At 65.1% G+C, this 24,797-nt stretch carries 25 protein-coding genes and 1 riboswitch; of the genes, 16 read left to right on the forward strand and 9 right to left on the reverse strand.

Annotated elements, in window-relative coordinates; all coding sequences use genetic code 11:
- Positions 1-34 precede the first annotated feature (34 nt).
- Positions 35-1,210, forward strand: coding sequence for a CaiB/BaiF CoA transferase family protein (locus tag ACODS2_RS15445; RefSeq protein WP_488999636.1), 1,176 nt, complete (start codon positions 35-37; stop codon positions 1,208-1,210).
- On the opposite strand, the gene folP is transcribed toward ACODS2_RS15445, so the two are convergent.
- The 3 genes from folP to rnhB all read right to left on the reverse strand — a co-directional run bounded on the left by folP (position 1,191) and on the right by rnhB (position 4,438).
- On the reverse strand, positions 1,191-2,303 hold the full coding sequence (gene folP, locus ACODS2_RS15450) for a dihydropteroate synthase (RefSeq protein WP_488999637.1): 1,113 nt from the start codon (positions 2,301-2,303) through the stop codon (positions 1,191-1,193). The two genes, ACODS2_RS15445 and folP, sit on opposite strands and share 20 nt — an antisense overlap.
- Positions 2,304-2,430: 127 nt before the next feature.
- A complete protein-coding gene (locus ACODS2_RS15455) occupies positions 2,431-3,585 on the reverse strand; it encodes a site-specific DNA-methyltransferase (protein WP_298170113.1) in 1,155 nt (384 codons plus the stop codon).
- A 214-nt stretch (positions 3,586-3,799) separates the two neighbouring features.
- The gene (gene rnhB / locus ACODS2_RS15460) at positions 3,800-4,438 is read right to left on the reverse strand and encodes a ribonuclease HII (RefSeq protein ID WP_488999856.1); all 639 of its coding nucleotides are present in this window, start codon (positions 4,436-4,438) and stop codon (positions 3,800-3,802) included.
- Positions 4,439-4,536: 98 nt separating this feature from the next.
- Here rnhB and ACODS2_RS15465 point away from each other — a divergent pair, with 98 nt between their 5' ends.
- From ACODS2_RS15465 to ACODS2_RS15495, 7 genes are all read left to right on the forward strand, one after another.
- A complete protein-coding gene (locus ACODS2_RS15465) occupies positions 4,537-5,214 on the forward strand; it encodes a pyrimidine 5'-nucleotidase (RefSeq protein ID WP_488999638.1) in 678 nt (225 codons plus the stop codon).
- Between the two features lie 34 nt (positions 5,215-5,248).
- Positions 5,249-6,085 (forward strand): 2,3,4,5-tetrahydropyridine-2,6-dicarboxylate N-succinyltransferase, encoded by an 837-nt coding sequence (dapD, locus tag ACODS2_RS15470; RefSeq protein ID WP_298170107.1) that lies wholly within the window; start codon positions 5,249-5,251, stop codon positions 6,083-6,085.
- Between the two features lie 5 nt (positions 6,086-6,090).
- A complete protein-coding gene (locus ACODS2_RS15475; RefSeq protein ID WP_488999857.1) occupies positions 6,091-6,489 on the forward strand; it encodes a DoxX family protein in 399 nt (132 codons plus the stop codon).
- Entirely contained in the window at positions 6,486-6,791 is a 306-nt protein-coding gene (locus tag ACODS2_RS15480) for an alkylphosphonate utilization protein (RefSeq protein ID WP_298170105.1), read from the forward strand. The genes ACODS2_RS15475 and ACODS2_RS15480 overlap by 4 nt, the downstream gene beginning before the upstream one ends.
- Positions 6,792-6,979: 188 nt before the next feature.
- Positions 6,980-7,270, forward strand: a complete 291-nt coding sequence (locus ACODS2_RS15485) for a hypothetical protein (protein ID WP_298170103.1) — start codon at positions 6,980-6,982, stop codon at positions 7,268-7,270.
- A 184-nt stretch (positions 7,271-7,454) separates the two neighbouring features.
- Positions 7,455-7,592, forward strand: coding sequence for a hypothetical protein (locus ACODS2_RS15490; RefSeq protein WP_298170100.1), 138 nt, complete (start codon positions 7,455-7,457; stop codon positions 7,590-7,592).
- A gap of 46 nt (positions 7,593-7,638) precedes the next feature.
- Positions 7,639-8,106, forward strand: a complete 468-nt coding sequence (locus ACODS2_RS15495; protein WP_488999639.1) for a YaiI/YqxD family protein — start codon at positions 7,639-7,641, stop codon at positions 8,104-8,106.
- A 9-nt stretch (positions 8,107-8,115) separates the two neighbouring features.
- Here ACODS2_RS15495 and ACODS2_RS15500 read toward each other — a convergent pair whose 3' ends face one another.
- The 3 genes from ACODS2_RS15500 to thiC all read right to left on the reverse strand — a co-directional run bounded on the left by ACODS2_RS15500 (position 8,116) and on the right by thiC (position 10,761).
- Positions 8,116-8,505, reverse strand: coding sequence for a type II toxin-antitoxin system death-on-curing family toxin (locus ACODS2_RS15500; protein WP_421838363.1), 390 nt, complete (start codon positions 8,503-8,505; stop codon positions 8,116-8,118).
- A gap of 2 nt (positions 8,506-8,507) precedes the next feature.
- The gene (locus ACODS2_RS15505) at positions 8,508-8,735 is read right to left on the reverse strand and encodes an AbrB/MazE/SpoVT family DNA-binding domain-containing protein (protein ID WP_298170092.1); all 228 of its coding nucleotides are present in this window, start codon (positions 8,733-8,735) and stop codon (positions 8,508-8,510) included.
- Positions 8,736-8,871: 136 nt separating this feature from the next.
- Entirely contained in the window at positions 8,872-10,761 is a 1,890-nt protein-coding gene (gene thiC, locus ACODS2_RS15510) for a phosphomethylpyrimidine synthase ThiC (protein ID WP_488999640.1), read from the reverse strand.
- A gap of 38 nt (positions 10,762-10,799) precedes the next feature.
- Positions 10,800-10,906, reverse strand: a riboswitch (TPP riboswitch).
- 133 nt (positions 10,907-11,039) lie between these two features.
- On the opposite strand from thiC, the gene ACODS2_RS15515 reads away from it, so the two are divergent.
- Positions 11,040-12,275 (forward strand): cytochrome P450, encoded by a 1,236-nt coding sequence (locus ACODS2_RS15515; protein ID WP_488999641.1) that lies wholly within the window; start codon positions 11,040-11,042, stop codon positions 12,273-12,275.
- 6 nt (positions 12,276-12,281) lie between these two features.
- A complete protein-coding gene (locus ACODS2_RS15520; protein ID WP_488999642.1) occupies positions 12,282-13,601 on the forward strand; it encodes a flavin-containing monooxygenase in 1,320 nt (439 codons plus the stop codon).
- Between the two features lie 61 nt (positions 13,602-13,662).
- On the opposite strand, the gene ACODS2_RS15525 is transcribed toward ACODS2_RS15520, so the two are convergent.
- Positions 13,663-15,174, reverse strand: a complete 1,512-nt coding sequence (locus ACODS2_RS15525) for a flavin-containing monooxygenase (RefSeq protein ID WP_488999643.1) — start codon at positions 15,172-15,174, stop codon at positions 13,663-13,665.
- A gap of 470 nt (positions 15,175-15,644) precedes the next feature.
- Between ACODS2_RS15525 and crtY the strand changes: the two genes are divergently transcribed.
- Genes crtY through ACODS2_RS15545 form a run of 4 tightly spaced genes read left to right on the forward strand, consistent with a single transcriptional unit; the run spans position 15,645 to position 19,923 of the window.
- Positions 15,645-16,835: a lycopene beta-cyclase CrtY gene (crtY, locus tag ACODS2_RS15530; RefSeq protein WP_488999644.1), complete on the forward strand. Its 1,191-nt coding sequence runs from the start codon at positions 15,645-15,647 to the stop codon at positions 16,833-16,835.
- A 9-nt stretch (positions 16,836-16,844) separates the two neighbouring features.
- Positions 16,845-18,329 carry a phytoene desaturase gene (locus tag ACODS2_RS15535; protein WP_488999645.1) on the forward strand — a complete coding sequence of 495 codons (1,485 nt, stop codon included), beginning with the start codon at positions 16,845-16,847 and terminating at the stop codon, positions 18,327-18,329.
- Between the two features lie 7 nt (positions 18,330-18,336).
- Positions 18,337-18,918, forward strand: a complete 582-nt coding sequence (locus ACODS2_RS15540; RefSeq protein ID WP_421838370.1) for an LOG family protein — start codon at positions 18,337-18,339, stop codon at positions 18,916-18,918.
- A 6-nt stretch (positions 18,919-18,924) separates the two neighbouring features.
- Positions 18,925-19,923, forward strand: coding sequence for a phytoene/squalene synthase family protein (locus ACODS2_RS15545; RefSeq protein WP_488999646.1), 999 nt, complete (start codon positions 18,925-18,927; stop codon positions 19,921-19,923).
- Here ACODS2_RS15545 and crtD read toward each other — a convergent pair.
- Both crtD and ACODS2_RS15555 read right to left on the reverse strand, forming a co-directional pair.
- Positions 19,889-21,406 carry a 1-hydroxycarotenoid 3,4-desaturase CrtD gene (crtD, locus tag ACODS2_RS15550; protein ID WP_488999647.1) on the reverse strand — a complete coding sequence of 506 codons (1,518 nt, stop codon included), beginning with the start codon at positions 21,404-21,406 and terminating at the stop codon, positions 19,889-19,891. The genes ACODS2_RS15545 and crtD overlap by 35 nt on opposite strands.
- Before the next feature lies 1 nt (position 21,407).
- Entirely contained in the window at positions 21,408-22,169 is a 762-nt protein-coding gene (locus ACODS2_RS15555; protein ID WP_488999648.1) for a hypothetical protein, read from the reverse strand.
- 91 nt (positions 22,170-22,260) lie between these two features.
- Between ACODS2_RS15555 and ACODS2_RS15560 the strand changes: the two genes are divergently transcribed.
- Both ACODS2_RS15560 and ACODS2_RS15565 read left to right on the forward strand, forming a co-directional pair.
- Positions 22,261-23,661, forward strand: coding sequence for a cytochrome P450 (locus ACODS2_RS15560; RefSeq protein ID WP_488999649.1), 1,401 nt, complete (start codon positions 22,261-22,263; stop codon positions 23,659-23,661).
- 4 nt (positions 23,662-23,665) lie between these two features.
- Positions 23,666-24,796, forward strand: a complete 1,131-nt coding sequence (locus ACODS2_RS15565) for an ATP-grasp domain-containing protein (RefSeq protein ID WP_488999650.1) — start codon at positions 23,666-23,668, stop codon at positions 24,794-24,796.
- Position 24,797: the final 1 nt, after the last annotated feature.

Consider the following 24,797-nt stretch of genomic DNA (forward strand, 5'->3'; position numbering starts at 1 on the left):
CCGGCATGGAACCGGGTCATCCCGAGGAGAGAGCATGATGGCTGGGCAGAAGCTGCTGGAAGGCATTCGCATCGTTGACCTGACCAGCGTGGTGTTCGGCCCCTACGCCACCGAAACGCTAGCCGACCTCGGCGCGGATGTGATCAAGGTCGAGGTACCGGGGGGCGATATCTTCCGCCATGCCGGCAAGCCTGGCGCGACGCCCGGCATGGGACCATGCACGCTCAATCTCAACAAGGGCAAGCGCAGCCTCGCGCTCGATCTGAAGAGCGAGGACGGCAAGGCAGCGCTTGCCGCGCAACTCGCCGAGGCAGACGTGTTCATCCACAATGTGCGCGGCAAGGCGATCGAGCGGCTGGGCTTCGGGTATGAAGCGGTCAAGGCCATCAAGCCCGACATTATCTACGTGCACTGCACCGGCTTCGGCTCGGGCGGACCCTATAGCGATCTGCAGGCCTACGACGACGTGATCCAGGCCGCGACTGGCACTGCCAATCTGCTTGGGCGGGTCGACGGCAATCCGGTTCCGCGCTTTCTGCCCTCCCTCATCGCCGACAAGGTATCAGGCCTGCACGGCGCCTACGCCGTGATGGCGGCAGTGATCCACAAGCTGCGCTTTGGCGAAGGGCAGTTCGTTGAAGTGCCGATGTTCGAAGCCTTCACGCACTTCATGATGCAGGAGCACCTCTACGGGCAGACGCTGGTGCCACCAAAGGAACCCGCCGGTTATCCGCGTCAGCTCGATCCGTTCCGCCAGCCTTTCCCCGCCAAGGACGGCTATGTGGTGATCGTGCCCTATACGCCCGATGCGATCGATACCGTGATCGAACTGCTCGAAGCGCCCGAACTCGCCGTGGACCCGCGCTTCATCGATTACCCCTCGCGTATGCGCAATATCAGCGAATTCTACGAGGAAATGGCCAAGCGCACGCCCAAGCTCACCATGGCCGAATGGGCCGCGAAAATGGCCGAGCACCAGATTCCCTGCATGCCGGTGCGCGATCTCGATGATGTGATTGATGATCCGCACTTGAAGGCGGTCGACTTCTTCCAGCAGCGCACCCACCCGACCGAGGGCGAATACCTCAAGATGCGCAGCCCGGTGACCTTCTCGGTGGGGAGCTTCGAGGTGAAGCCCGCACCGCGGATCGGCGAGGACAACGAGGCGCTTGGCGCGCCGCCGCTGCCGGTCAAGCGCCGAGTTGGCTGAAGTCCGTCAGCGCTGCATCGCGCAGGCCGCGCCAGACGCGCAGGGCCTGCACCGTCTCCGCCACATCGTGGACACGAACCATCTGTGCGCCCGCATCGAACCCTTTCGCCGCCAGCAGCAGCGAGCCGCCAAGCCGCTGGTGCGCAGGTGCTTCGCCCGACAGCGCGCCGATCATCCGTTTGCGGCTGGCCCCCAGCAGCAGTGGCTGGCCGAGCGCATGGAACAGCGGCAGCGCGTTGATCAGCGCCAGATTCTCGGCAAGCGACTTTCCGAAACCGATGCCGGGATCGAGCAGGATCTTCTCGCGCGCGATGCCCCCTGCCACCGCTGCATCGCGCCGTTCGCGCAGGGCATCGAACACATCGAGGACCACGTCGGTATAGTGGCCATCGGCATGAAGGTCCTTTTCCGCGCCCGGCGCGTGCATCAGCACAACCGGCACGCCGCTGGCCGCCACAACTTCCATCGAGCGCGAATCGTGGCGCAGCGCGGAGACATCGTTGACGATATGCGCACCCGCCGCGAGCGCCTCGGCGATTACGGTCGAGCGGCGACTGTCGATGGAAATGGCAGCGCCGCTTGCGGCCAGCTTGGCGATGACCGGGACGACGCGCTTGACCTCGTCGCCTTCCCAGACGGCCGGGGCGCCGGGACGGGTTGATTCGCCGCCGACGTCGATGATCGCCGCGCCTGCCTCCAGCATGCCTGCGGCATGTTCCAGCGCGGCCTCCGGCTTGTCGAGGAACTTGCCGCCATCGGAAAAGCTGTCGGGCGTGACGTTGAGGATGCCCATGACCTGCGGCTGATCGAGCCGCAGCGTGCGCGCGCCGCAGATGAGGGGGCCGTGTTGGGCCTTGAGATTGGCCCACTGCGCTGCGGCTTCGGCCGCCAAGGCATTGGGAAGCGCTCCCAGCACGGCGTTCGCCTCGTCAGCACTGAAGCGGCGCCGCGAGACGACCTTGCCGCCATCGCGCACGATCAGAGCAAAGCGCGACACATAGACAAGCCCGCCGGCAAGGCGGATCGCTCCGCCCTCCTCGCTCTGCGGACTCTCGGCAAAGGCGATCGGGCGAAGGTAGAGTTTTTGCGCCATGGCAGCGGTCTAGCGCGCGCGGCGGCGCGCGGCGAGGCGAACCGCAAGCAGGACCATCCCCTTGGTCCAGCGCGCATGGCAGCGCAGCACCAGCGGATCGGGCATCATGCCCAGCAGCAGCAGCATGTCAGTCCTCGACCGCAAGCAGATAGAGCTGGCGCAGCGCATCGAGCGGCTTGACCTCGCCCTCGTGCTCGATGTGCCAGAAGGTCCAGCCATTGCAGGCCGGCGCGCCTTGCACCGCCGAGCCCACCCCGTGAATCGAGCCGGACGCGGCCTCGGAGAGGATCGAACCATCGGCGCGTACATTCGCGGTCCAGCGGCGCTTGCGATCGAACAGCTGTGCGCCTGGCGCGATCATGCCGCTTTCGACAAGCTGGCCGAACGCGACGCGCGGTGCGCTGCGCTTGCTCATCATCGTGGTGAGCGCGCTCTCATCGAGCGGGAGCGCAGCCGCGATGCGTTCTTCGGCCACCGCGATGTAGCTTTCTTCGCGCTCGCAGCCGATCCATTCGCGGCCGAGGCGGCGGGCGACCGCACCGGTGGTGCCGGTGCCGAAGAAGGGATCGAGCACGACATCGCCGGGCTTGGTCGTCGCCAGCATGACACGGTAGAGCAGCGCTTCGGGCTTCTGCGTCGGGTGCGCCTTCACGCCGTCCTTGCGGATTCGCTCCGGGCCGCCGCAGATGGGTAGTACCCAGTCAGACCGCATCTGCAGTTCGTCGTTGAGCGTCTTCATCGCCCGGTAGTTGAAGGTGTACTTCGCCTTCTCGCTGCGCGAGGCCCAGATCAGCGTTTCGTGCGCGTTGGTGAAGCGGGTGCCCTTGAAATTGGGCATCGGATTGGCCTTGCGCCAGACGATGTCGTTAAGGATCCAGAAGCCGAGATCCTGCAGCAGCGCGCCGACGCGGAAGATGTTGTGATACGATCCGATCACCCAGATCGCGCCATCGGGCTTCAGAAGACGGCGCGCCTCGGTCAGCCATTCGCGGGTGAAGGTGTCGTAGCGCTCGAAGCTGTCGAACTTGTCCCAATCGTCGGTAACGGCATCGACATGGCTGCCATCGGGCCGCGCGAGATCGCCGCCAAGTTGCAGATTGTAGGGCGGATCGGCGAAGATCAGGTCGATCGAGCCGGAAGGCAGTTCGCGCATCCGTTCGATGCAGTCACCGCGCAGGATCTGCCCGAGCGGAAGCGCCAGTTTGCTGACCGCTGCCGCTGCATTGCTGCGCAGCGCACGCGCTGCCGCCTTCGCCTGACGTTCCTTTGCCAGAACCACCATCGCTGCCTTGTCCCCTGCTGATGCCGCCCGACTGGTGAATCATCCGGGACTCGCCGTCAAGCGGCGACTCGCCGGATTTTGGCGAGTCGCGACACCTTGCAGGGTGAGAACGGAACGAGTCCGCGTCTATATCTGGAGTCCGCCGGATCCGCCGCACGCCATATCTGGTGGGTGTGGCTGGCCGGATTCACCGGCGAAAAAAGTTTCGGCGGGCTCAGCCGATGACCGCCGCCACCGGGGCAAAGCTGCGGCGATGATGGGGGCTCGCACCGTGGAGGCGCAGGGCGGACAGGTGCTCCGCGGTTCCATACCCCGCGTTGCGCTCCCAGCCATAGTGCGGAAACGCCTCGGCTGCGGCGCGCATCAAGCGGTCCCGGTGCTCTTTGGCAAGGATCGATGCGGCGGAAATGCAAGGTTCGCTAGCATCACCCTTCACGATCGCCCGCGCGGGCCAGACCCAGTCCGCGCAGCGCTTCGCCGGTGTCATGTTTCCATCGACCAGCACGATGCCGATCCCGCTTTCGCCCAGTTGCGAGGCAAGCGCGGCCATGGCGCGGGTCATCGCGAGCATCGTCGCGGCGAAGATGTTGAGCCGGTCGATCTCCTCCACCTCGGCGATGCCGAGGGCCCAGTGGCAGGTCTCCCGGATCGCAGGCTCGAGCCTGGCTCGGCGCGCGGCGCTAAGCACCTTGGAATCGGCCAGTCCCTTCGGCGGCGCGGCCCCAAGCACGACGGCGGCGGCCACAACGGGCCCCGCGAGCGGCCCGCGCCCCGCTTCGTCGACGCCCACGATCAACCCGGATTGCAAAGCCGGTCCGTTTCCGGCGCTGACAGCGATCCCGTTCGCTGGCATGGTGGCCGGCATGAAAAGATCAGTCTCTACGGGTTTGGCCATGACCGCCCTCTTCTCCGAAAAGCCCGTCAATCTCAAGCTGGCCGGGAGCTTGTCCCTTGCCCTTTGACCCCGGCCGCGTCGATTGCTGGATCTTCGACCTCGATTACACGCTCTATCCCCCGGCCTGCGGCCTGTTCGGCCAGATCGACCAGAGGATGGGCCAGTTCATCGCCAATCTGCTCGGCTGCGATGCAACCGAGGCGCGCCGGGTGCAGAAGATGTATTTCCACGATCACGGCACCACGCTGGCCGGACTGATGCACTACCACGCTATCGACCCGCGCGAGTTCCTCGATTTCGTGCACGATGTCGACATGTCGGTGCTGGCGCAGGCCCCGCGCCTTGCCGAGCGTATTGCGGCCCTGCCCGGGCGGCGGCTGATCTTCACGAATGGCGACAAACCCTATGCCGAACGGGTGCTGTCCGCGCTCGGCCTCGACGGTCTGTTCGAGGGCATGTGGGATGTCATCGCGATGGACTACAAACCAAAGCCCGAACCGTCCGCCTACCACGGGCTGATCGAGGCGTTCGGCTTTGATCCCGAGCGTGCGGTGTTCGTCGAGGATTCGGCGCGCAACCTGCCGCCGGCCAAGGCGCTGGGCATGCAGACCGTTTGGATAGATTGCGCCAGCGAATGGGGCGACCGGGCCAAGGACGACGCCGCGATCGACCTCGTCATCGACGATCTGCCGCAATGGCTCGATTCGCTTGCCCGCGAGCGTGCGCTCGGTTAGGCCGCGCGCTCTGATTTCCCCGGGAGCCCCGATCATGACCGCAGAGCTGCAGGCCGCCATCGAAACCGCGTGGGAGGACCGCGCCAACGTCACGCCCGCGAGTGCTGCGGTGCGCGAAGTGGTGGATGCCGCGCTCGAACTGCTGGATAGCGGCAAGGTCCGCGTGGCCGAAAAGGTAGACGGGGAATGGACCGTCAACCAATGGCTCAAGAAGGCAGTACTGCTCTCGTTCCGCCTCAATGACAACGCGGTGATCGAGCATGGTGCAGGCGGCGCGCCGGCCTACGACAAAGTTCCCTCGAAGTTCGCAGGCTGGGGCGAGAACCGCTTCCGCGAGGCGGGTTTCCGCGTGGTTCCCGGTGCGGTCGCGCGGCGCGGGGCGCATATCGCCAAGGGCGTGGTCTTGATGCCGAGCTTCGTGAACATCGGCGCCCGCGTGGATGAAGGCACGATGGTCGATACCTGGGCGACGGTCGGCTCCTGCGCGCAGATCGGCAAGAACGTGCATATCTCCGGCGGCGCCGGGATCGGCGGGGTGCTCGAACCGCTGCAGGCTGGCCCGGTGATCATCGAGGACGGCGCCTTCATCGGCGCGCGCTCCGAAGTCGCCGAAGGCGTGATCGTGGGCGAAGGAGCTGTTCTTTCGATGGGCGTGTACCTTGGTGCCTCGACCAAGATCGTCGACCGGGCGACGGGCGAAGTCCACATGGGCCGCGTGCCGCCCTATGCCGTGGTCGTGCCCGGCGCCATGCCCGGCAAGCCCCTGCCCGATGGTACGCCCGGGCCGTCACTCTACTGCGCCGTGATCGTGAAGACGGTCGATGCGCAGACCCGCAGCAAGACCGGCATCAACGAATTGCTGCGCGACTGAGCCGCATCCGCACCCTGACGCGCTGGGTTCTGGCGCTGCTCTATGCGCTTGCCGGGGTGCTGCATCTGCTTGCCCCCCGCCCGTTCCTCGGCATCATGCCGACATGGGTGCCGCAGCCCGAACTGGTGATCGCGCTGACCGGCGTGGCCGAACTGGCGGGCGCGGCGGGCTTGCTTCAACCGTGGTCTCCGGCGCTGCGCCGGGCTGCAGGCTGGGGCCTAGCGGCTTATGCCGTCTGCGTATTCCCGGCCAACATCGTTCACTTCATCCGCGACATGGCGCGGCCCGATCACGGACTGGGCCTTGGCTATCATGTGCCGCGGATGTTTCTGCAGCCGGTCCTCGTGTGGCTGGCCTTATGGGTTTCGGGCGTCCTGCCCTTTCGGGAAGCAAACAAGTCATGAGCGGCGATGAAGACTACGTCTACGACGAAGACAGCGGTGAGTGGCTGCCGGCATCCGAGCTTGCTGCGAAGCGCGCGGCGGAAGGCACTGTCGAGGTGCGCGATGCGGTGGGGAACCTTCTTGCGGACGGTGACCAAGTCACACTGATCAAGGATCTTGAAGTCAAGGGTGCGGGGCAAACGCTGAAGCGCGGGACGCTGATCAAGTCGATCCGCCTGACCGGCGACGCACAGGAAATCGACTGCCGGTTCGACGGGATCAAAGGCCTCGTCCTGCGCGCCGAGTTCGTGAAAAAGCGCTGATCTTCGCTGCCGTTGTTCGGCCTCGGTGCGCGCGTAGATCGGAGGACGGAACAGGCTAGTTGCGTGTTTTGCAACTGGAGCGGCGTTCATTACATTTGCGGGCAATTGTGCGCTGCACCATATCGCTCTCAACAAGAAAACAGGGGTGCTCGAAGGCAAATTCTTCCGATTTCCAAGGAGATTTTGCCATGTTTCTCAAGTCCTTCCAGATCGCTGCCGCTGCTGCCCTGATCGCGGCTCCGGCCCTCGCTCATGCTGACGAGACTGCTGCGAAGTTCACCCACGAGGGTGTCACCTACACCTACACCACGCAGGTGGCTGGCGGCGAGCGCGTGATCCGCGGCACCGCTTTCAACGGCAAGGCCCCGTTCGAACTGCACGTGCGTGGCCGCTACGTGACCGGCACGTTCAACAACCAGGCGGTCGAATTCACGCAGGCCGAAGCCCGCGCGCTCGGCATCCAGGTCGCTTCGAACTGATCCTGACGGGGCAGTAGCTGCCCTGATGGCGAAGACGCTGACAAAGCCCCCGACGAACGCCATTCCGGCGCTCTGCGGGGGCTTTTTCGTGCCCGCTCGCCATGGCCCGCCGGGATTGCTGGCCAAGCAAGCCCCAAAGGCCTAGGGCTGATCCCCGGCCATACCGTCCGGACGGAGAGCGAGCATGGCCAAGAGCCAGAAAAAATCGAACCGCGAAGTGCGCAAGCCCAAGGCGGAAGCACCCAAGAAGCAGAACGCCTCCAATCCCAGCCAGAAGCCGGGTGTGGTCGCCGGGCTCGACAACATGAAGCGCAGCACCTGAACGATCGTGCCTGTCACCAGCGGAAATGCTGTGGCAAGGGCCGACGATGAGCGAGCCCCCTGCCCCGCTGCGTATTCTGGTCGATGGCGATGCCTGCCCGGTCAAAGACGAGATCTACAAGGTCGCGTGGCGGCATGAAGTCGCCGTCGTGGTGGTGAGCAATGCCCCCTTCCGCGTTCCGGTGCATCCCCTGGTGCGGCGCGTGGTGGTGAGCGACGGATTCGATGCGGCAGATGACTGGATCGCGGCGGAAGCCACCCCAAGCTGCGTGGTGGTGACCGCCGATATCCTGCTGGCGGATCGCTGCCTCAAGGCCGGGGCGCAAGTGCTGTCTTCCACCGGAAAACCCTTCACCGCAAATTCCATCGGCGGCCAGATCGCCACCCGCGCGATCATGGCGGACCTGCGCGCGGGGGGTGATGTGATCGGTGGGCCGGCCCCGTTCTCCAAGGCCGACCGCTCGCGCTTTCTCTCCGCACTCGATGCGGCACTGGTGCGGCTGAAGCGCCTGTAATTTGCGTGTTCAGGCTTCGCGGACGTGCTGGCGGAACCAGTCGGCGAGTTCTTCCTCGGTGAGTTCGCCGGCGGCGAGGGCGAGAATGGCGATGACCAATTCGGCGTCGGTCGCGGTAAGCACAAAGCCGTTGAGCATGAGAAAGGTTTCCGCAACGACCGCTGCGGTGCGCTTGTTACCATCAACAAAGGGATGGTTACGAGCAATGCCGTAAGCATAGGACGCGGCTAGCGCGGTGACATCGGGATTGCCGTAATCGGCCAGATTGCGTGGTCGGGCGAAAGCGCTTTCAAGCAGGCCATCATCGCGCACACCCTCTGCCCCGCCATGTTCGGCAAGCTGTTCGGCATGCGCCGCACGCGCCACTTCGGGCGCAACCCAGATCCAGCCTGTCGGCATGGTTACTTGGCGAGTTCGCGCAAGGCCCGCTTGCGGCGCGCCATGACTTCGCGCGCCGCTGCCATCTGCGCTTCGAAGTCTGGCTCTTCGGCACGCAGTTCGATACCGCCCGGCGTGGTCACGACCGAGAGCGTCTCACCCACCTCTGCGCCGAGGTGCGTGAGCACCTCACGAGGGAGGATGATCCCGGCGGAGTTGCCGATCTTGGTGATCTTGAGGGTCGCGTTCATACGGAGGTTATAACGCCAGGGGGATGAATTGGCAATAAGGACCGCTGCGTAGGCGCGTGTGCCCCAGCAGCCCCAGCCCCTCCGTCAGCCCTGCGGGCTGCCACCTCCCCGAGACAAGCCCGGGGAGGGATTGAGGTTATTCCGCAGCCGGCAGGTAAAGCTCGCTACCAGCCTCGCGGTACTTTTCGCTCATTTCAGCCATGCCGGCTTCGGCTTCGGCCTCGTTCGCCACGAACGTCGCGATCTCCGCGTTTTGCTTGGCGGCAAACTCCCGCACTTCCTGCGTGATCTTCATCGAGCAGAACTTGGGGCCGCACATCGAACAGAAGTGCGCGGTTTTGGCGCCTTCGGCCGGGAGCGTCTGGTCGTGGTACTGCTCGGCGGTGTCCGGATCGAGGCTGAGGTTGAACTGGTCGCGCCAGCGGAACTCGAAGCGGGCGCGGCTGAGGGCATCATCGCGCAGCTTGGCCGCCGGGTGGCCCTTGGCAAGGTCCGCCGCGTGGGCGGCAAGCTTGTAGGTGACGACGCCGACCTTGACGTCATCGCGGTCGGGAAGGCCGAGGTGCTCCTTGGGCGTGACGTAGCAGAGCATCGCCGTGCCGAACCACCCGATCATCGCGGCGCCGATGCCGCTGGTGATGTGGTCATAGCCCGGCGCAATGTCGGTCACGAGCGGCCCGAGCGTGTAGAACGGGGCTTCGCCGCAGGCCGCCAGCTGCTTGTCCATGTTCTCCTTGATCTTGTGCATCGGCACGTGGCCGGGGCCTTCGATCATCACCTGAACGTCCTGCTCCCAGGCGCGCTTGGTAAGCTCGCCCAGGGTGTAGAGCTCGGCGAACTGGGCTTCGTCGTTGGCGTCCGCCACCGAGCCCGGGCGCAGGCCATCGCCCAGCGAATAGGCGATGTCGTAGGCCTTCATGATCTCGGTGATCTCGTCGAAGTGCTCGTAGAGGAACGATTCCTTGTGATGCGCGAGGCACCACTTGGCCATGATCGAGCCGCCGCGGCTGACGATGCCCGTCACGCGCTTGGCGGTGAGCGGGATGTAAGGCAGGCGCACGCCGGCGTGGATGGTGAAGTAATCAACGCCCTGCTCGGCCTGCTCGATCAGCGTATCGCGGAAGATTTCCCAGGTGAGGTCTTCGGCAATGCCGCCAACCTTTTCGAGCGCCTGGTAGATCGGCACCGTGCCGATCGGCACGGGGCTGTTGCGCAGGATCCATTCGCGGGTGTCGTGGATATTGCGGCCGGTCGAGAGGTCCATGACGGTGTCCGCGCCCCAGCGGACCGACCAGACCATCTTCTCGACTTCGTTCGCAACGTCGGAAGCGACGGCCGAGTTGCCGATATTGGCGTTGATCTTGACGAGGAAGTTGCGACCGATGGCCATCGGCTCGGATTCAGGGTGGTTGATGTTGCTGGGGATGATGGCGCGGCCGCGGGCGACTTCGTCGCGCACGAATTCGGCTGTGACGTAGTCGGGGATCGCGGCGCCCCAATCCTGCCCATCGCGAACGAGGGCTTCCTTCAATTGGCGGCGGCCGAGGTTTTCGCGGATGGCGACATATTCCATCTCGCGGGTGATGATGCCCTGGCGGGCGTAGTGCATCTGGCTGACATTGCCGCCAGCCTTGGCGCGCAGCGGCTTCTGGACGACATTGGGGAAGCCGGGGACGCCGCCGGAGCGATCAGGGCCGAGCTGGCCGTTGTCCTCGGGCTTCACTTCCCGCGCGCTGTATTCCTCGACATCGCCGCGGCCCATGATCCATTCGCGGCGCAGCTGCGGCAGGCCCTTGGCGATATCGATCACGGCATTGCTGTCGGTATAGGGGCCGGAGGTGTCGTAGACACGCAAGGGGGGCTCGCCCGACGAAGGTTCGAGCGAGATTTCGCGCATGGCAACGGTGAGGCCGGGGAAGCGCGGGCTTTCGACATGGATCTTGCGGCTGCCGCGGATCGGGCCGGTGGTGACACCGATCGGCGTGGCCTGCGGGCCATTTTCGAGACGGGAATTGATATCGGCCATCTTTCACGCTCCTTGAGCGGGCGGAAAGCGGGCGCTTGGCCTCAAGGCCGACCGCTCCCTCCGCCCGTGCTAACGGGTTCAGGTTCGACGGGTCGGGCTGCGTGACCAGCCCCTCTCAGCCGCACTGGCTCCCCGGGGATGGCAGCGGTTTAGAACCAAATCCACCGTGCGTCCACTGCCAAGGCCGGGCGCAATCGGGGCTGGACTTTAATCAGGCGATTAAACATACTTGCGCACAACATCCCGCCACGCAAGCGAGCGGGCCCAAGGAGCAGGACATGGCGAGCCAGACCCTCACGCGTGAACGGGCGATCAACCCTTATGACGTGAGCGCCGATGCGCTCTACACGCAGGACACGTGGCGCGAGCCGTTTGCGTTCCTGCGGCGAGAAATGCCGATCAGCTGGCGGCCGGAAAGCCCGTTCGGCGGGTACTGGTCGGCGGTGACGCTGGAGCACATCCAGGAAATCGAGTTGATGCCGGACGTGTTCTCCTCCTCGTGGAAGCGGGGGAACATCACGATTGCCGAATCGATCAACGAAAGCGAGTTCCCGAATTTCATCGCGCAGGATCCACCGATCCACACCGCGCAGCGCAAGGTGATCGCGCCTGCCTTCAGCCCGGGGCAGATGATCAAGCTGGAAGCCCAAGTCCGCGAGCGGGCAAAGATGCTGTTCGATGCGCTGCCCCTTGGCGAAACGTTCGACTGGGTGGAGCAACTGGCGATCCCGCAGACGCTGGGCATGCTGTGCAGCCTGTTCGATTTCCCGTTCGAGGAGTGGCGCGATCTCAAGCGCTGGTCTGACTATGGAAGCGGGGTTTCGGCGGACAACCTGACGCCGGAGTACCGCGCGGAATGGATGAAGCAGATGGGCGAGATGCTGCAGCGCTTCGACCGCGAACTCGATGCGCGGCGCGCGTTGCCGCCGACGGACGATCTGCTGAGCCGGATGGTGCATTCCGAAGCGATGGGGCAACTGCCGGCGCTGGAGCGGCTGGCCAATATCGCGCTACTGATCGTGGCGGGGAATGATACGACACGTAATTCGATCAGTGGTTTGGTCGAGGCTCTTCATCTTTATCCCGAGGAGCTGGAAAGGCTGCGCACGGACCCGACGCTGAGCACCAATGCCGCGCAGGAAATCATCCGCTGGCAATCGCCGGTGACGCATATGCGCCGTACCGCGACGCGCGATGTGGAAGTGGGCGGGCAGCTCATCCGCGAGGGCGAGAAGATCGTGATGTGGTACATTTCAGGCAACCGCGATGAGAGCGTGTTCCCGGATGCCGAGCGGTTTGATGTGACCCGCGAGAACGCGCGGCGGCATATCGCCTTTGGCCATGGCATCCACCGCTGCGTGGGCGCGCGGCTGGCCGAAGTGCAGATCGCGGCGGTGATCGACGAGATCGTGACGCGGCGGCTGAGGGTCGTGCCCACGGGCGCGCCGACGCGGCTGGCGAGCCCATTCCTGCATGGCTTCAGCGCAATGCCGGTGCGCCTCGAGCAGGATTGAGCCGCCATGACCAATGCACGGGTCTGCATCATCGGGGCGGGCTGCTCGGGGATAACGGTCGCCAAGCGGCTGAAGGACTATGGCATCGCGTACGAGGAGTTCGATGCCTCCGACGATATCGGCGGGAACTGGTACTACAACAATCCCAATGGCTTATCGGCCTGTTATCAGACCCTGCATATCGATACCTCGAAGTGGCGGCTGGCCTTCGAGGACTATCCTGTGCCGGCGGACTGGCCGGACTTTCCACACCACTCGCAGCTCCTGAAGTACTTCCGCGACTACGCCGATCATTTCGGGCTGCGCGAGGCGATCACCTTCAACACGCGGGTCGAGAAGGCGACGCGGCTGGCGGGCGGCGGCTGGGAGGTGCGGCTTTCCAGCGGCGAGACGCGGACGTACGAGGCGCTGGTGGTGGCGAACGGGCACCACTGGGCGGCCCGGATTCCGGAGTATCCGGGCACGTTCGATGGTGAGCAGCTCCACAGCCATTCCTATCGCAGCGCGTTCGAGCCGGTGGACTGCCGGGGCAAGCGCGTGCTGGTCGTCGGCATGGGCAATTCGGCGATGGATATCGCCTCCGAGCTTTCGCAACGCGCCATCGCTTCGCGGCTCTTCGTTTCGACCCGGCGCGGGGTCTGGGTGCTGCCCAAGTATTACAAGGGCCAGCCGATCGACAAGAACCCCGCCCCGGCGTGGATGCCGCGCAAGGTGCGCAACGCGATCGGTGCACGGCTGATCAAGGGTCTGGTGGGCAAGATGAGCGACTACGGTCTGCCCGAGCCCGAGATCGGCCCGTTTGACGCCCACGCCACGGTTTCGGGCGAGTTCCTGCTGCGCGCGGGATCGGGCGATGTGGTGATGAAGAGCGGGATCGAGCGGCTGGACGGCGACGGCGTGGTGTTTCAGGACGGCAGCCGGGAGCAGATCGACGTCATCGTCTGGGCGACCGGCTATGACATCCGTTTCCCTTTCTTCGACGACCCCGCGCTCTGCGCCGATAGCGACAACCGGCCGCCGCCGCTGTTCAAGCGGATCATGAAGCCCGAGGTGCCGGACCTGTTCTATGCGGGGCTTGGCCAGCCGCTGCCGACGCTGGTGAACTTTGCAGAACAGCAATCGAAGCTTATCGCGGCCACGTTGGCGGGCGCCTACGCCCCTCCGCCGGCGGACGAGATGCACCGGATCATCAAGGCCGATGAGGCATACCACACCGGGCATTACTACGCGGCGCGGCGGCACACGATCCAGCTCGATTTCGATGCCTATGTGCGAGATCTGAAGAAGGAAATCGCGCGCGGGATGGGGCGGAAGAAGGCGGCCTGAGGGTACAACCTCGATCACCCCAAACCCCCTCCTCCGAAGAGGAGGGGGGGGTAGCGCACTGCTATTCGGCGGCTTCGAGGGCAGCCGCTTCTGCCCGAACACCGTCATACATGAACTCGCTCGCGGCAGGATCGATGTAGGGAATCTCTTCCTTCTCGCTCCAGTAATCCTGGTTGTGCTGCCATTCGGGCTTGTCGCCGCGCTTAGGCATGCGGTCGAGATCGCGCATGAGGTAGGTGGGATTGAAGTTGTCGGCATCGATCCATGGCAGGATCTTCATGTCCTTATCTTCTTCCCGCAGCGCTACCTCGACCTTGTGGACACCTGCAGAATCCATGTGATTGAGGAGCTTGCAGACGAAATCTCCGACGATATCGACCCGCAGCGTCCACGAGGCGCGGAAGTAGCCGAAGACCCAGACGAGATTGGGTACGCCGGTGAACATCATGCCGCGGTAATTGACGGTATCGGCCCAGTTGACCGCCGCGCCATCGACCTCGAAGGGGATTTCGCCCAGCACGGACAGGCGGAAGCCGGTGCAGGCGACGACGATATCGCCTTCGATTTCCTGCCCGGAGCTGACGCGCAGGCCCTTTTCGGTGAAAGTCTCGATCGTGTCCGTCACCACAGAAGCATTGCCCGCGACGACCTGCTTGAACATGTCGCCATCGGGAAGCTGGGCAAGCCGCTGCTGCCAGGGGCGATACTTCGGCGTAAAGTGCGGCTCGAAATTGAAATCCTCACCCACATAGCCGCGAATCAGTGCGCGCAGGTCTTCGGCCATGGCCTCGGGCTCCTCGCGGCTGCGGCGGTCCATCTCGTAGAAATTGTAGATGTAGTCCTGCCGCACGACGCGGTGGATCGTCGGCTCGTCAACGCCGATCGTACGCAACCGGTCGGCCAGTTCGCTGACATTGGGCGCGCAGTAGAACCATGTCGGCGAGCGCTGGACCATGGTGACCTTGGCACCGGCTTCGCAGAGCGCCGGGACGATTGTCGCCGCGGTGGCGCCGGAACCGATGACGATGACGTGCTTGCCGGCAACGTCGGTCTGCGGGTCCCACAGCTGGGCGTGGACGAACTGACCCTTGTAGCTCGCCCTGTTCGGCCAGTCCGGAATGTAAGGCGTCTTGTGATCGTAGTAGCCCTGACACATCCACAGGAAGCCGGCGGTGAAGACCACTTCGCTGCCATCCTTGCGGCGGGCATGTACCGTCCACAGGCTGTCCGCGCTCGACCAGCTGCACGACGTGATCGTGTGGCCGTAACGAATGTGCGGGGTGATGCCGTTTTCCTCGATCACTTCGCCCATGTAGGTGAGGATGGCTTCGGCCGAAGCGATCGGAGCACCGGTCCACGGCTTGAAGCGGTAGCCGAAGGTGTAGAGATCGGAATCGGAGCGGATGCCGGGATACTTGTGAGTTTCCCAGGTGCCGCCGAATGTGTCCTTGCTTTCCAGGATGGCGTAGGTCTTGCCCGGGCATTGGTCTTGCAGATGCTTGGCGGACCCGATGCCGGAAATGCCGGCTCCGACGATCAGGACGTCGACATGCTGTGCAACCTGCTCTGCCATCACACTCTCCTTGTTGGCGGCCTTGACCCTTCTTGCGCCGCCCGCGTGCCTGCCGCGTGCGTTCGTGGGGCCAACTGGACCGATTGCGGCGCTTCTCGCCATCTGACGGCAAGGAGGCCTTGATCCGCATCAAAACGCAACAGGATTCTCGCTTGAGTCCTTCCGGTGAAAGCGAAAGATTGCCGATTGTTCACGTGGCGGTTTGGTCGCCGAAATCTGCAAAACGGCAGATAGGCATTGTCTTGCCGGCCTGCCTTCTACTCCACACGTTCAGGGCAGACCGCCGGGACAATCCCTGGGAGAGGGGCAACTCCCCCGGTTGCCCTTTGCAAGATCCCGGGGATGGCCACCTCCACTGCCATCCCCGGGACCCCACCTGCCTCGCGGCGCTTCGTCTATCCCCCATCTTCACGAACGGGCAGGGCCGCGCAGGTTGCACCGTTGCAGCCCAGCGCCTATCGCCCGAGGTGATGAATGCACGGCGCTGCGATATCGCGATCCTGGGCGGGGGCCTCGCAGGTGGCCTGATTGCGCTTGCGCTTGCTCGCTATCGTCCCGATCTTTCGCTGCTGGTCGTGGAGCAAGGCACCTGCCTTGGCGGCAATCATGTGTGGTCGTTCTTTGCGACCGATACCGATCACGAAGCGACCGAACTGCTCGCACCGATGATCGAGGCGACCTGGGCGGACTACAACGTCCATTTCCCGCGCCACAGCCGCCACCTGCACACCAGTTACAGCGCCATGACCTCGGAGAAGTTCGACGCGGCGCTGCGTGCGGCGCTCCCTGAGGATGCCATCCTCACGGCGCAGGCAGTGAAGAGTTGCAGCGAGACTGAAGTCATGCTGGGCGATGGCACGCTGGTCGAGGCCGGCGGGGTAATCGACACGCGGGGGCTGCGCGATGTTTCGCACTTCACCGGCGGCTGGCAGAAATTCGTCGGCCGCAAGTTCAAGCTGAAGGCGCCGCACGGCCTTGAACGGCCGATCGTGATGGACGCGACGGTCGAGCAGATCGACGGCTATCGCTTCATGTACGCCCTGCCCTTTGCGCCTGACGTGGTGTTTCTGGAGGACACCTACTACTCGGACAGCAGCGTGCTGGACCGGCCGCTGCTCGAGCAGCGGATCGACGCCTACCTCGCCGCGCGAGGTTGGGAAGTCGAAGCGCTGGTTAGCGAGGAGCACGGCGTGCTGCCGGTGGTGGCAGGCGGCGATTTTGCCGGTTTCTGGCGCGATGGCGGCGAGGATACGGCGCGGGCCGGATCGCGCGCGGGGCTGTTTCATTCGCTGACGAGCTACTCGGTGCCCGATGCGGTGCGCTTCGCGCTCGCGCTGGCGCACCATGATGTGCTCGATGGTGCGGGCCTCAAGGCATTCTCTGCCAAGTGGGCTAAAGGGCACTGGGAAAACCAGTCTTACTACCGCATGCTTTCGGCCTTGTTGTTCGGCGGGGCTTATCCGCAGGAACGTCTTCGCATCCTGGAGCGTTTCTACACGATGAAGCCGCAGCTCATCGAGCGGTTCTATTCGGGGCGATCAACCTCGTACGACAAGTTTCGCATTCTGGCGGGCATTCCGCCAATCCCCATCCCGCGGGCGCTCGGCACCATCACGGGGCTGGGCCGGCAGCCAGCCCCGCTCAAGTTTTCAGGAGCCTAGAGTCTCATCATGAAGAAAGTAGCCGTCATCGGTGCCGGTTTCGGCGGACTGGCGCTGGCAATTCGCCTGCAGTCGGCAGGGATCCAGACCACCGTGATCGAAGCGCGCGACAAGCCGGGCGGGCGCGCCTACTACTGGGAGCGCGACGGGTTCACCTTCGATGCCGGGCCGACAGTGGTGACTGATCCGCCGTGCCTCAAGGAGTTGTGGGCGCTTTCAGGCCACGACATTTCCGAGGATGTCGAGCTGGTGCCGGTCAAGCCGTTCTACCGGCTTAACTGGGCCGACGGGACCAACTTCGACTACACCAACGACGAGGCCGTGCTGAACGCCGAGATCGCGAAGCTGAGCCCGCGCGACGTGGCCGGCTACGCCGAATTCCTGAAGTTCTCCGCAGGGGTGTTCGAGGAAGGCTACGTGAAGCTCGGCTCGGTGCCGTTCCTCGACTTTGCCTCGATGATCAAATCCGCACCGCCGCTGATCCGCTATCAGGCCTGGCGCTCGGTCTACTCAATCGTCTCGAGCTATATCGAAAACGAGAAGCTGCGTGAGGCGTTCAGCTTCCACTCGCTGCTGGTCGGCGGCAACCCGATGACCGCGAGCGCGATGTATGCGCTTATCCATAAGCTGGAGAAGGACGGCGGCGTTTGGTGGGCCAAGGGCGGCACCAACAAGCTGATCGCCGGCATGGTCAAGCACTTCGAGCGCCTCGGTGGCACGGTGCGACTGGGCGATCCGGTCGTGCACATCCATTCGCTGGGCGACCGGGTGACGGCGGTGGAGACGAAGAGCGGGTGGCGCGAGAGCGTGGATGCGGTCGCTTCCAACGGCGATATCGTCCATTCCTATGCCGATCTCATGCCCGATAACGGACATGCGCAGCGGCGGGCCAAGTCGCTGAAGAAGAAGAAGTTCTCGCCTAGCCTGTTCGTCGTCCACTTCGGCGTCGAAGGCACCTGGCCGGGGATCGCGCACCACATGATCCTGTTCGGGCCGCGCTACAAGGGGCTGCTCGACGACATCTACAAGCACGGCGTGCTGCCCGAGGATTTCTCGATCTATCTTCACCACCCCTCGGTCAGCGATCCAAGCATGGCGCCGCCGGGGATGAGCACTTTCTACGCGCTCGTGCCGGTGGCCAACATGGGCAAGCTGCCGATCGATTGGGACGAGATCGGGCCGCAGTTCGAAAAGCGCGTGCTCGACGAGGTGGGCCGCCGCCTGATCCCGGATATCCACAGCCGGATCGTGACGAAGTTCTCCTATACGCCCAAGGATTTCTCGATCGATCTTTCGGCGCATCAGGGCAGCGCGTTCAGTCTTGAGCCGCTGCTCACGCAATCCGCGTATTTCCGCGCGCACAACCGTGACGACGCGATCAAGAACTTCTATCTGGTCGGCGCGGGCACTCATCCGGGTGCAGGCATACCCGGCGTGGTCGGCAGCGCGAAGGCGACCGCAGGGCTGATGATCGAGGATTTGCTGGGGGCGTGAGAGCAGCGTGAAACGGCTGGCAGTCTATTGCGGTTCGGCATCGCCGGCAGATGCGCGCTATGTTGCGCTGGCGCGCGATGTGGGGGCCGAACTGGCCTCGCGCGGGATCGGCGTGGTCTACGGCGGCGGACGGCTGGGCCTGATGGGCGCGGTGGCTGCAGGTGCGCTGGAGGCGGGCGGCGAGGTGATCGGCGTGATCCCGCGTGCGCTGGCCGAGGCCGAGGTTGCCAATCCCGATTGCACGAGCCTGACCATCGTGGAGACCATGCACGAGCGCAAGCAGGCCTTCACTGATCTTTCGGACGGGTTTCTGACCCTGCCCGGCGGTGTGGGCACGATGGACGAGTTGTGGGAAGCGGTGAGCTGGTCGCAGCTCGGCTATCACAGCAAGCCGGTAGGCCTGCTCAATGCCTTCGGGTTTTACGACAAGCTGCTCGCTTTCCAGACGCACATGATCGAGGTCGGCTTCATCCGGCCGGTGCATGGCGGGATCATTCTGGCCGAGCATGCGCTCGATGTCCTGCTGGCGCGGATGGCGGCGCATGTGCCGCACACGCCGATCATCCAGATGTCCGCGAAGGACTTGTGAGGCGGCGTGGCTGAACCCGCTGCAGCGCTGCCGAGACCGGATCGCGCTGCCCTCGTTGCCCATGCCCGTGAGACCATTGCGCGGGGTTCGAAGAGCTTTGCGGCGGCCTCGCAGCTGTTTGACCGGACGACGCGGGAGCGGGTCTGGCTGCTCTATGCCTGGTGCCGCGCCTGCGACGACATTGCTGACGAGCAGGACCTCGGCGGCGAACTGGGGTCGACGCCGGGGGGCGATGCCGCAGAGCGGCTCGCGCAGATCCGGAGGCTGACCGATCTTGCCATGGCGGGGCTGCCGACTGGCAATCCCAACTTCGATGCGCTGGGCGTGGTCGCGCGCGAATGCGGGCTGACGCGGGGCATGGCGGAGGACGTGATCGACGGCTTTGCGCTGGATGCCGAGGACTGGACCCCGCGCAGCGAGGCGGACCTCCTGCGCTATTGCTTCCATGTCGCGGGTGCTGTCGGCGTGATGATGGCGGTTGTCATGGGCGTGGCGCCCGATGATGACGACACGCTCGACCGCGCCTGCGATCTGGGGCTGGCCTTCCAGCTCGGCAATATCGCGCGCGATGTGGCGGAGGATGACCGCGGCGGGCGCTGCTATCTGCCCGCCGAGTGGCTGGCGGAGGCCGACATTCCACCGGGCGAGCAGTTGCGCCCGTGCTACCGCGCTGCGCTGGTGAATGTGGCCAAGAGGTTGGCGGCACTGGCGGCGGACTACGAGGCCTCGGCGCGGGTCGGCGCTGCGCGGCTAGGGTATCGCCAGCGTTGGGCGATCCTTGCGGCGGCGGGCATCTATGGCGCGATTGCGCGCAAGGTGGCGGCGGGCGGCCCGCGGGTGTGGGATGCCCGCGTGTTCACGTCGCGCGGCGAGAAGATCCGATGGGTGCTGCGTGCGGGGCTTCAAGCTCTGGGGAGGCCGGACACCGTGCCACATCCGAAGTGGTCGCGCATGAGCCTCAAGGCCCTGGTCAACGCAAAGGGGGCTGGTCGGCCGGCAGCATGACCGTGCGCCGGTCACCGGCGAGATCGGCGATAAGGCGCGCAGCGGCGATGCGGCCAGACATCGTGGCCATCGGAATACCCGGCCCCGGGTGTACGCTGCCGCCTGCGAGGTAGAGCCCCGGGACGTTCCCCCGCGCCCCGGCGCGCGCGAAGCTGCCCATCATGCCGTGGTTGGCGCGGCCATAGAGCGCGCCGCCGCTGGCCGGGAAGAGCGCGTGGAAGCCGGACGGGTCGGTAATGACGGGTTCGTCGGTTGCCGTAAGTTCGAGCCCGCAATCCTTCATGAGGCCGACACAGCGGCTGGCGAGATCGGCGATCCGGGTATCGGGCAGCGGGCCGCTGTCACCATCAGCAGGCGCATTGATCAGCGCAAGCAGGCGCTCGGGCGTGCCAGCGGGGTGGTCGCTCCCCTCCCCCCGGTCCTGCGCACAGAGATAGACCGTCGGGGTTTGCGTAATGCGGCGATCCTTGAAGATGGCGTCGAACTCCGCGCCATAATCGTCCGCGAAAAAGACGTTGTGATGCGCAAGATCGAAGCCCGAAGTCCGTGCCGACAAGCACCATGTGACTGCAGACAGCGAGCGCTTGTGCGGCGCCGTCGCGGGAACCGGGCGGACCTCGTCGGTCAGCGCGGAGATATCGCCGTTGAACACCACGGCATCGGCGGCGATGCGCTCACCGCCCGCCAGTTCCACCCCGGCAACGCGGCCGCCTTCGACGATAATCCGGTCCATCTGCGCACCGAAGCGGAAGGTCGCCCCGTGCTTTGCGGCAAGCCCGGCAATCACGCGCGCGACTTCGTGGATCCCGCCGCGCACCAGCCAGACGCCTTGCTGCTCGACATGGGCGATCAGCATCAGGGTGGCTGGCGCGGCCCAGGGTGAGGAGCCGACATAGGTGGAATAGCGCCCGAACAGCTGGCGCAGCCGCGGATCCTTGAAGTGATCGCCCAGCGCGCCCCACAATGTGCGCATGGGCACGGTGCGCATCAGTGCGGGGATGCCGAAGGGGCCGAGCCGCGCGACGAGGCCGGGGATCGAGGGGCGCTCGGCCGCGATGAACGAGGCGGCGAGCGTCTTGTAGATATCCGCGCTGCGGGCGCAGAAATCGAGATAGGCGCGGGCTTCCCCAGCCCCGGCAAAGTCTCCGATGGCATCGGCGGACCGGTTCACATCGGCAAAGAGATCGAGGTTGCCGCCGTTTTGCCAGGCGTGGCGGGCGAGGGTTTCGGCCGGGATCAGGCCGAGATGGTCCTCCAGCCGCTCACCTGCATCGCCGAACAGGCCGTCGAAGATCCAGCGCATGGTGAAGACGGTGGGGCCGGCATCGATCGACAGACCGCCGCTTTCCACCCGGCGCATCTTGCCGCCGACGTTCGCGGCGCGTTCGACGACGGTGACATCGAGACCTTGCCGGGCAAGATCGGCAGCAGCGGCAAGGCCGCCCATGCCGGCGCCGACAACAACGACCTTTCTCGCCGCCACGTCAGTCCGAAGCCGCGACGCGGCGCGAGCGCAGCCCCGGGATCACGCTGATACCCGCCTTCTGATCGATGCGGATGCGGTGGTAAATGAGGATAATCAGGCCGGTGACGAGCGGGACCGACCACATCGCCGGATGGAGCGCGAGCGCGGGGAACAAGCGCACCGAGCCGAACGCGAGGAAGGCGGTGTAGACCGAGATGCCAGCGCCCACGAGCGCCTTCACATGTTCCTTGAGCCACATCACCGGCGAGGGATTGCGCGAATAGAGGAACACGAGGTTGGTAATACCCGTCGCCATGCCGACGACCGAAATGAGCATCATCAGCGGCTGATGGATGCGCGCGCCGTCCCAAGCGCAGACGACGGCGGCGATCATCACGAGGACCTGCAGCGCCACGTTGAGCGGGGTGCGGTTGGCCGCGACATTGCGGCGATTCTGCACGCAAAGCCAGCCATACCAGGCGAGATTGAGCGTGAGGATGGCATTGTGGAGCATCATCACGCCGAAAATGCCGCGCACGAAATCGGCATCGAACTTGCCGACAAGGTGCGGGTGGACGGCCATCGGATCGTAGAGTGTGAAAAGGCTCATCACGAGCGCAAGGCAGCCGGTGATGAGGATCGCCTTGGTGAAAATGCGGCCCCACTTGCGGTGGTTCACATCGCCCTTGCGGCCGACGACCGGAACCCAGAAGGCGATGGCCCCGGTCGCCCCGGCAGCGATATGGGCCGCTATCAGGCAGCGGAACAGCAGCAGTTCCATCACATCCCCCGGTTTGTCTTGTCGCGACTATTCCACTGGACAGGGCCGGTGTAAACATAAGATGACACCGGGAGATAATCCGGGGAGTCCTGTGAGCCAGACTGCCAGTTCCGTTCGTTATCGGCCGCCGCGCCCGACTTCACTGGGCGCGGTGACCGCGCTGCTGCGCGTGGCGCTGCGCGGGGATGGCGATCTGCTGAGCCTGCTTCCGGCCAGCGCCTATCGCTGCGATGTCGGCCCGCTGGGCTATTCGCGGCGCTCGATCCTGATCGTGAACCGGCCTGACGAAGTACGGCGGGTACTCTCCGATCCCGAGGGCATCTTTCCCAAGAGCGACCTGATGGTGGACGCCCTCGCACCGCTGATCGGTGATTCGATCTTCGTTTCTTCGGGGGACGTCTGGCAGCGGCAGCGGCGGATGATCGATCCGGCCTTCACGATGATGCGGGTGAACCGCGCGTTTCCGGCGATGCAGGAAGGCGCGCAGGCCTGCGAGGAGACGCTGGCGACGCGGGCGGCGGACGGCGCAGCGTTCTCGCTCGACCTTACCATGAGCCACCTGACGGCGGACATCATCTGCCGCACGGTGTTCAGTACCGGGCTGGAAACCGGGGCGGCGCACGATGTGTTCGATGCCTTCACCGTGTTCGAGCATAGCGTCGCGCAAGTCGAGATCCGGCGGCTGATCATGGCGCCGGCTTGGACTCCGGTGCCGCAAAAGGACTTCGTGCTCGAGGCCTGCCGCCGCATCCGGGGGCATCTGGGCGATCTGCTCGATACCCATGTGGGGCCGAATGGCGAGCATTTCGACGATATCGCCGCAGCCGTCATCGCGGCTCGCGATGATTTCACGCGTACCGCGTTTACCCGCGAGGAGCTGATCGACCAGCTGGGCGTGCTGTTTCTGGCAGGGCACGAGACGAGCGCGAGCGCGCTGACATGGGCCTTCTATCTGCTGGCGATGCAGCCCGAACTTGTCGCGCGGGTGCGGCAGGAAATCCGCGAGGTTGCGGGCGAGAATGGCCCCATCGGCTTCGAGGAAACCAAGCACCTGCCCACGATCCGCAACGTGTTTCGCGAAACGCTGCGCCTCTATCCGCCGATCACCTTCCTGCCGAGAGTGGCGACCGAGGCGACGACAATCGGCGGCAGGCGCGTGAAGCGCGGGGCCTTGGTGATGGTGGCGCCGTGGGTGCTGCACCGGCATCGGCGTTTCTGGAAGGACCCGGATGTATTCGATCCCGACCGGTTCCTGCCCGCGCGCGAGAGCGAGCTGACGCCGGGGGCCTATATTCCCTTCGGACAGGGCCCGCGCGTCTGCGCCGGGGCAGCATTCGCGCTGACCGAGGCAGTGCTGCTGATCGCGCGGCTGTTTCGCCGGTTTGATTTCCATATCGAGGACGCAGGCGCCGTGCGTCCGGCGGCGCGGCTGACGACGCGGCCGGCCAAGCAGATCATGGTGCGGGTGGCGCCAGTGACCAAGCGGGCGTGAGGTCATGACCACAGTGCTGCTCACGCTGGGACGGCTGCCCAAGGCGCTCGATCTGGCTCGGGGTTTCAGCAAGGCCGGGTGCCGGGTGCTGGTGGCCGAGCCTTATGGCTGGACCTTGGCGGGGGCTTCGCGGCACGTAGCGCGCGAATTCAAGGTGCCGCCACCAGGCGGCGGAAAGACGGCTTATCTCGCGGCGCTCGCTCAGATCGCGGAGCGCGAGGGGGTGGACCTTGTCGTGCCTGTCTCGGAAGAGACCATGCATGTGGCGCATCTGGCGGGCATGCTGCCGGAGGGCACACGGCTGTTCACGATGCCGCCGCGCGAAGTGCTGGCGCTGCATGACAAGGCGAGCTTTGTGCAAAAGGCGGCGGCGATGGGGCTGGCGGTGCCCGAAAGCGCGCCGTTGGGGAGCGCGCAAGCCGAGGCGCTAGCGCGGTCAGGTCCGGTGGTAGTGAAGCCGGTCTACTCGTGTTCGGGCAATGGCCTCAGCATCCTGCGCGGTGGAGAGCCCCTGCCCCCGGCCAATCAGGCGCAGCCGATGGTGGTGCAGCGGTTTGTCGAGGGGCAGGAGCACAGCACCTGCACGATTGCTCAAGGCGGCCGCGTGGTGGCTACCATGGTCTACCGGGGGGCACTGATGTCCGGCTCGGTCGCGGTGGCGTTCGAGCGGGTGGACGTGCCGGCAATCGAAGCATGGGTCACGCGCTTTGTGGCGGAAACGGGGTGGAGCGGGTTCATCTCCTTCGATTTCATCATCGACGCGGCGGGTGTGCCCTACGCCATCGAGTGCAATCCGCGCGCGACGAGCGGGGTGCATTTCTGGGAAGGCGCGGACATTGCCCGCGCAGTGCTGGAGCCCGGCTGGACTGGGCCGGTGCGGGTGCGTCGAGAGCGGACCTTGCAGCAGTTCTATGCCTGCCTGACCGAGACGCAGGGGGCGATGCTGCGGCGCAAGGGGTTCCTCCCCGCGCTCAAAACCCTCGTTACCACACGCGATGTGAGCTGGGACAAGCGGGACCCCTGGCCATTCCTGAGCATGATCGGGACCTCGTGGCCGATCATCTGGCAATCGATCACCAAAGGCGCCCGGTTCGGCGAGGTGGCGACGGTCGATGTAGGGTGGTACGATGACTGAC

This window comes from Novosphingobium sp. FG137, assembly GCF_057809735.1.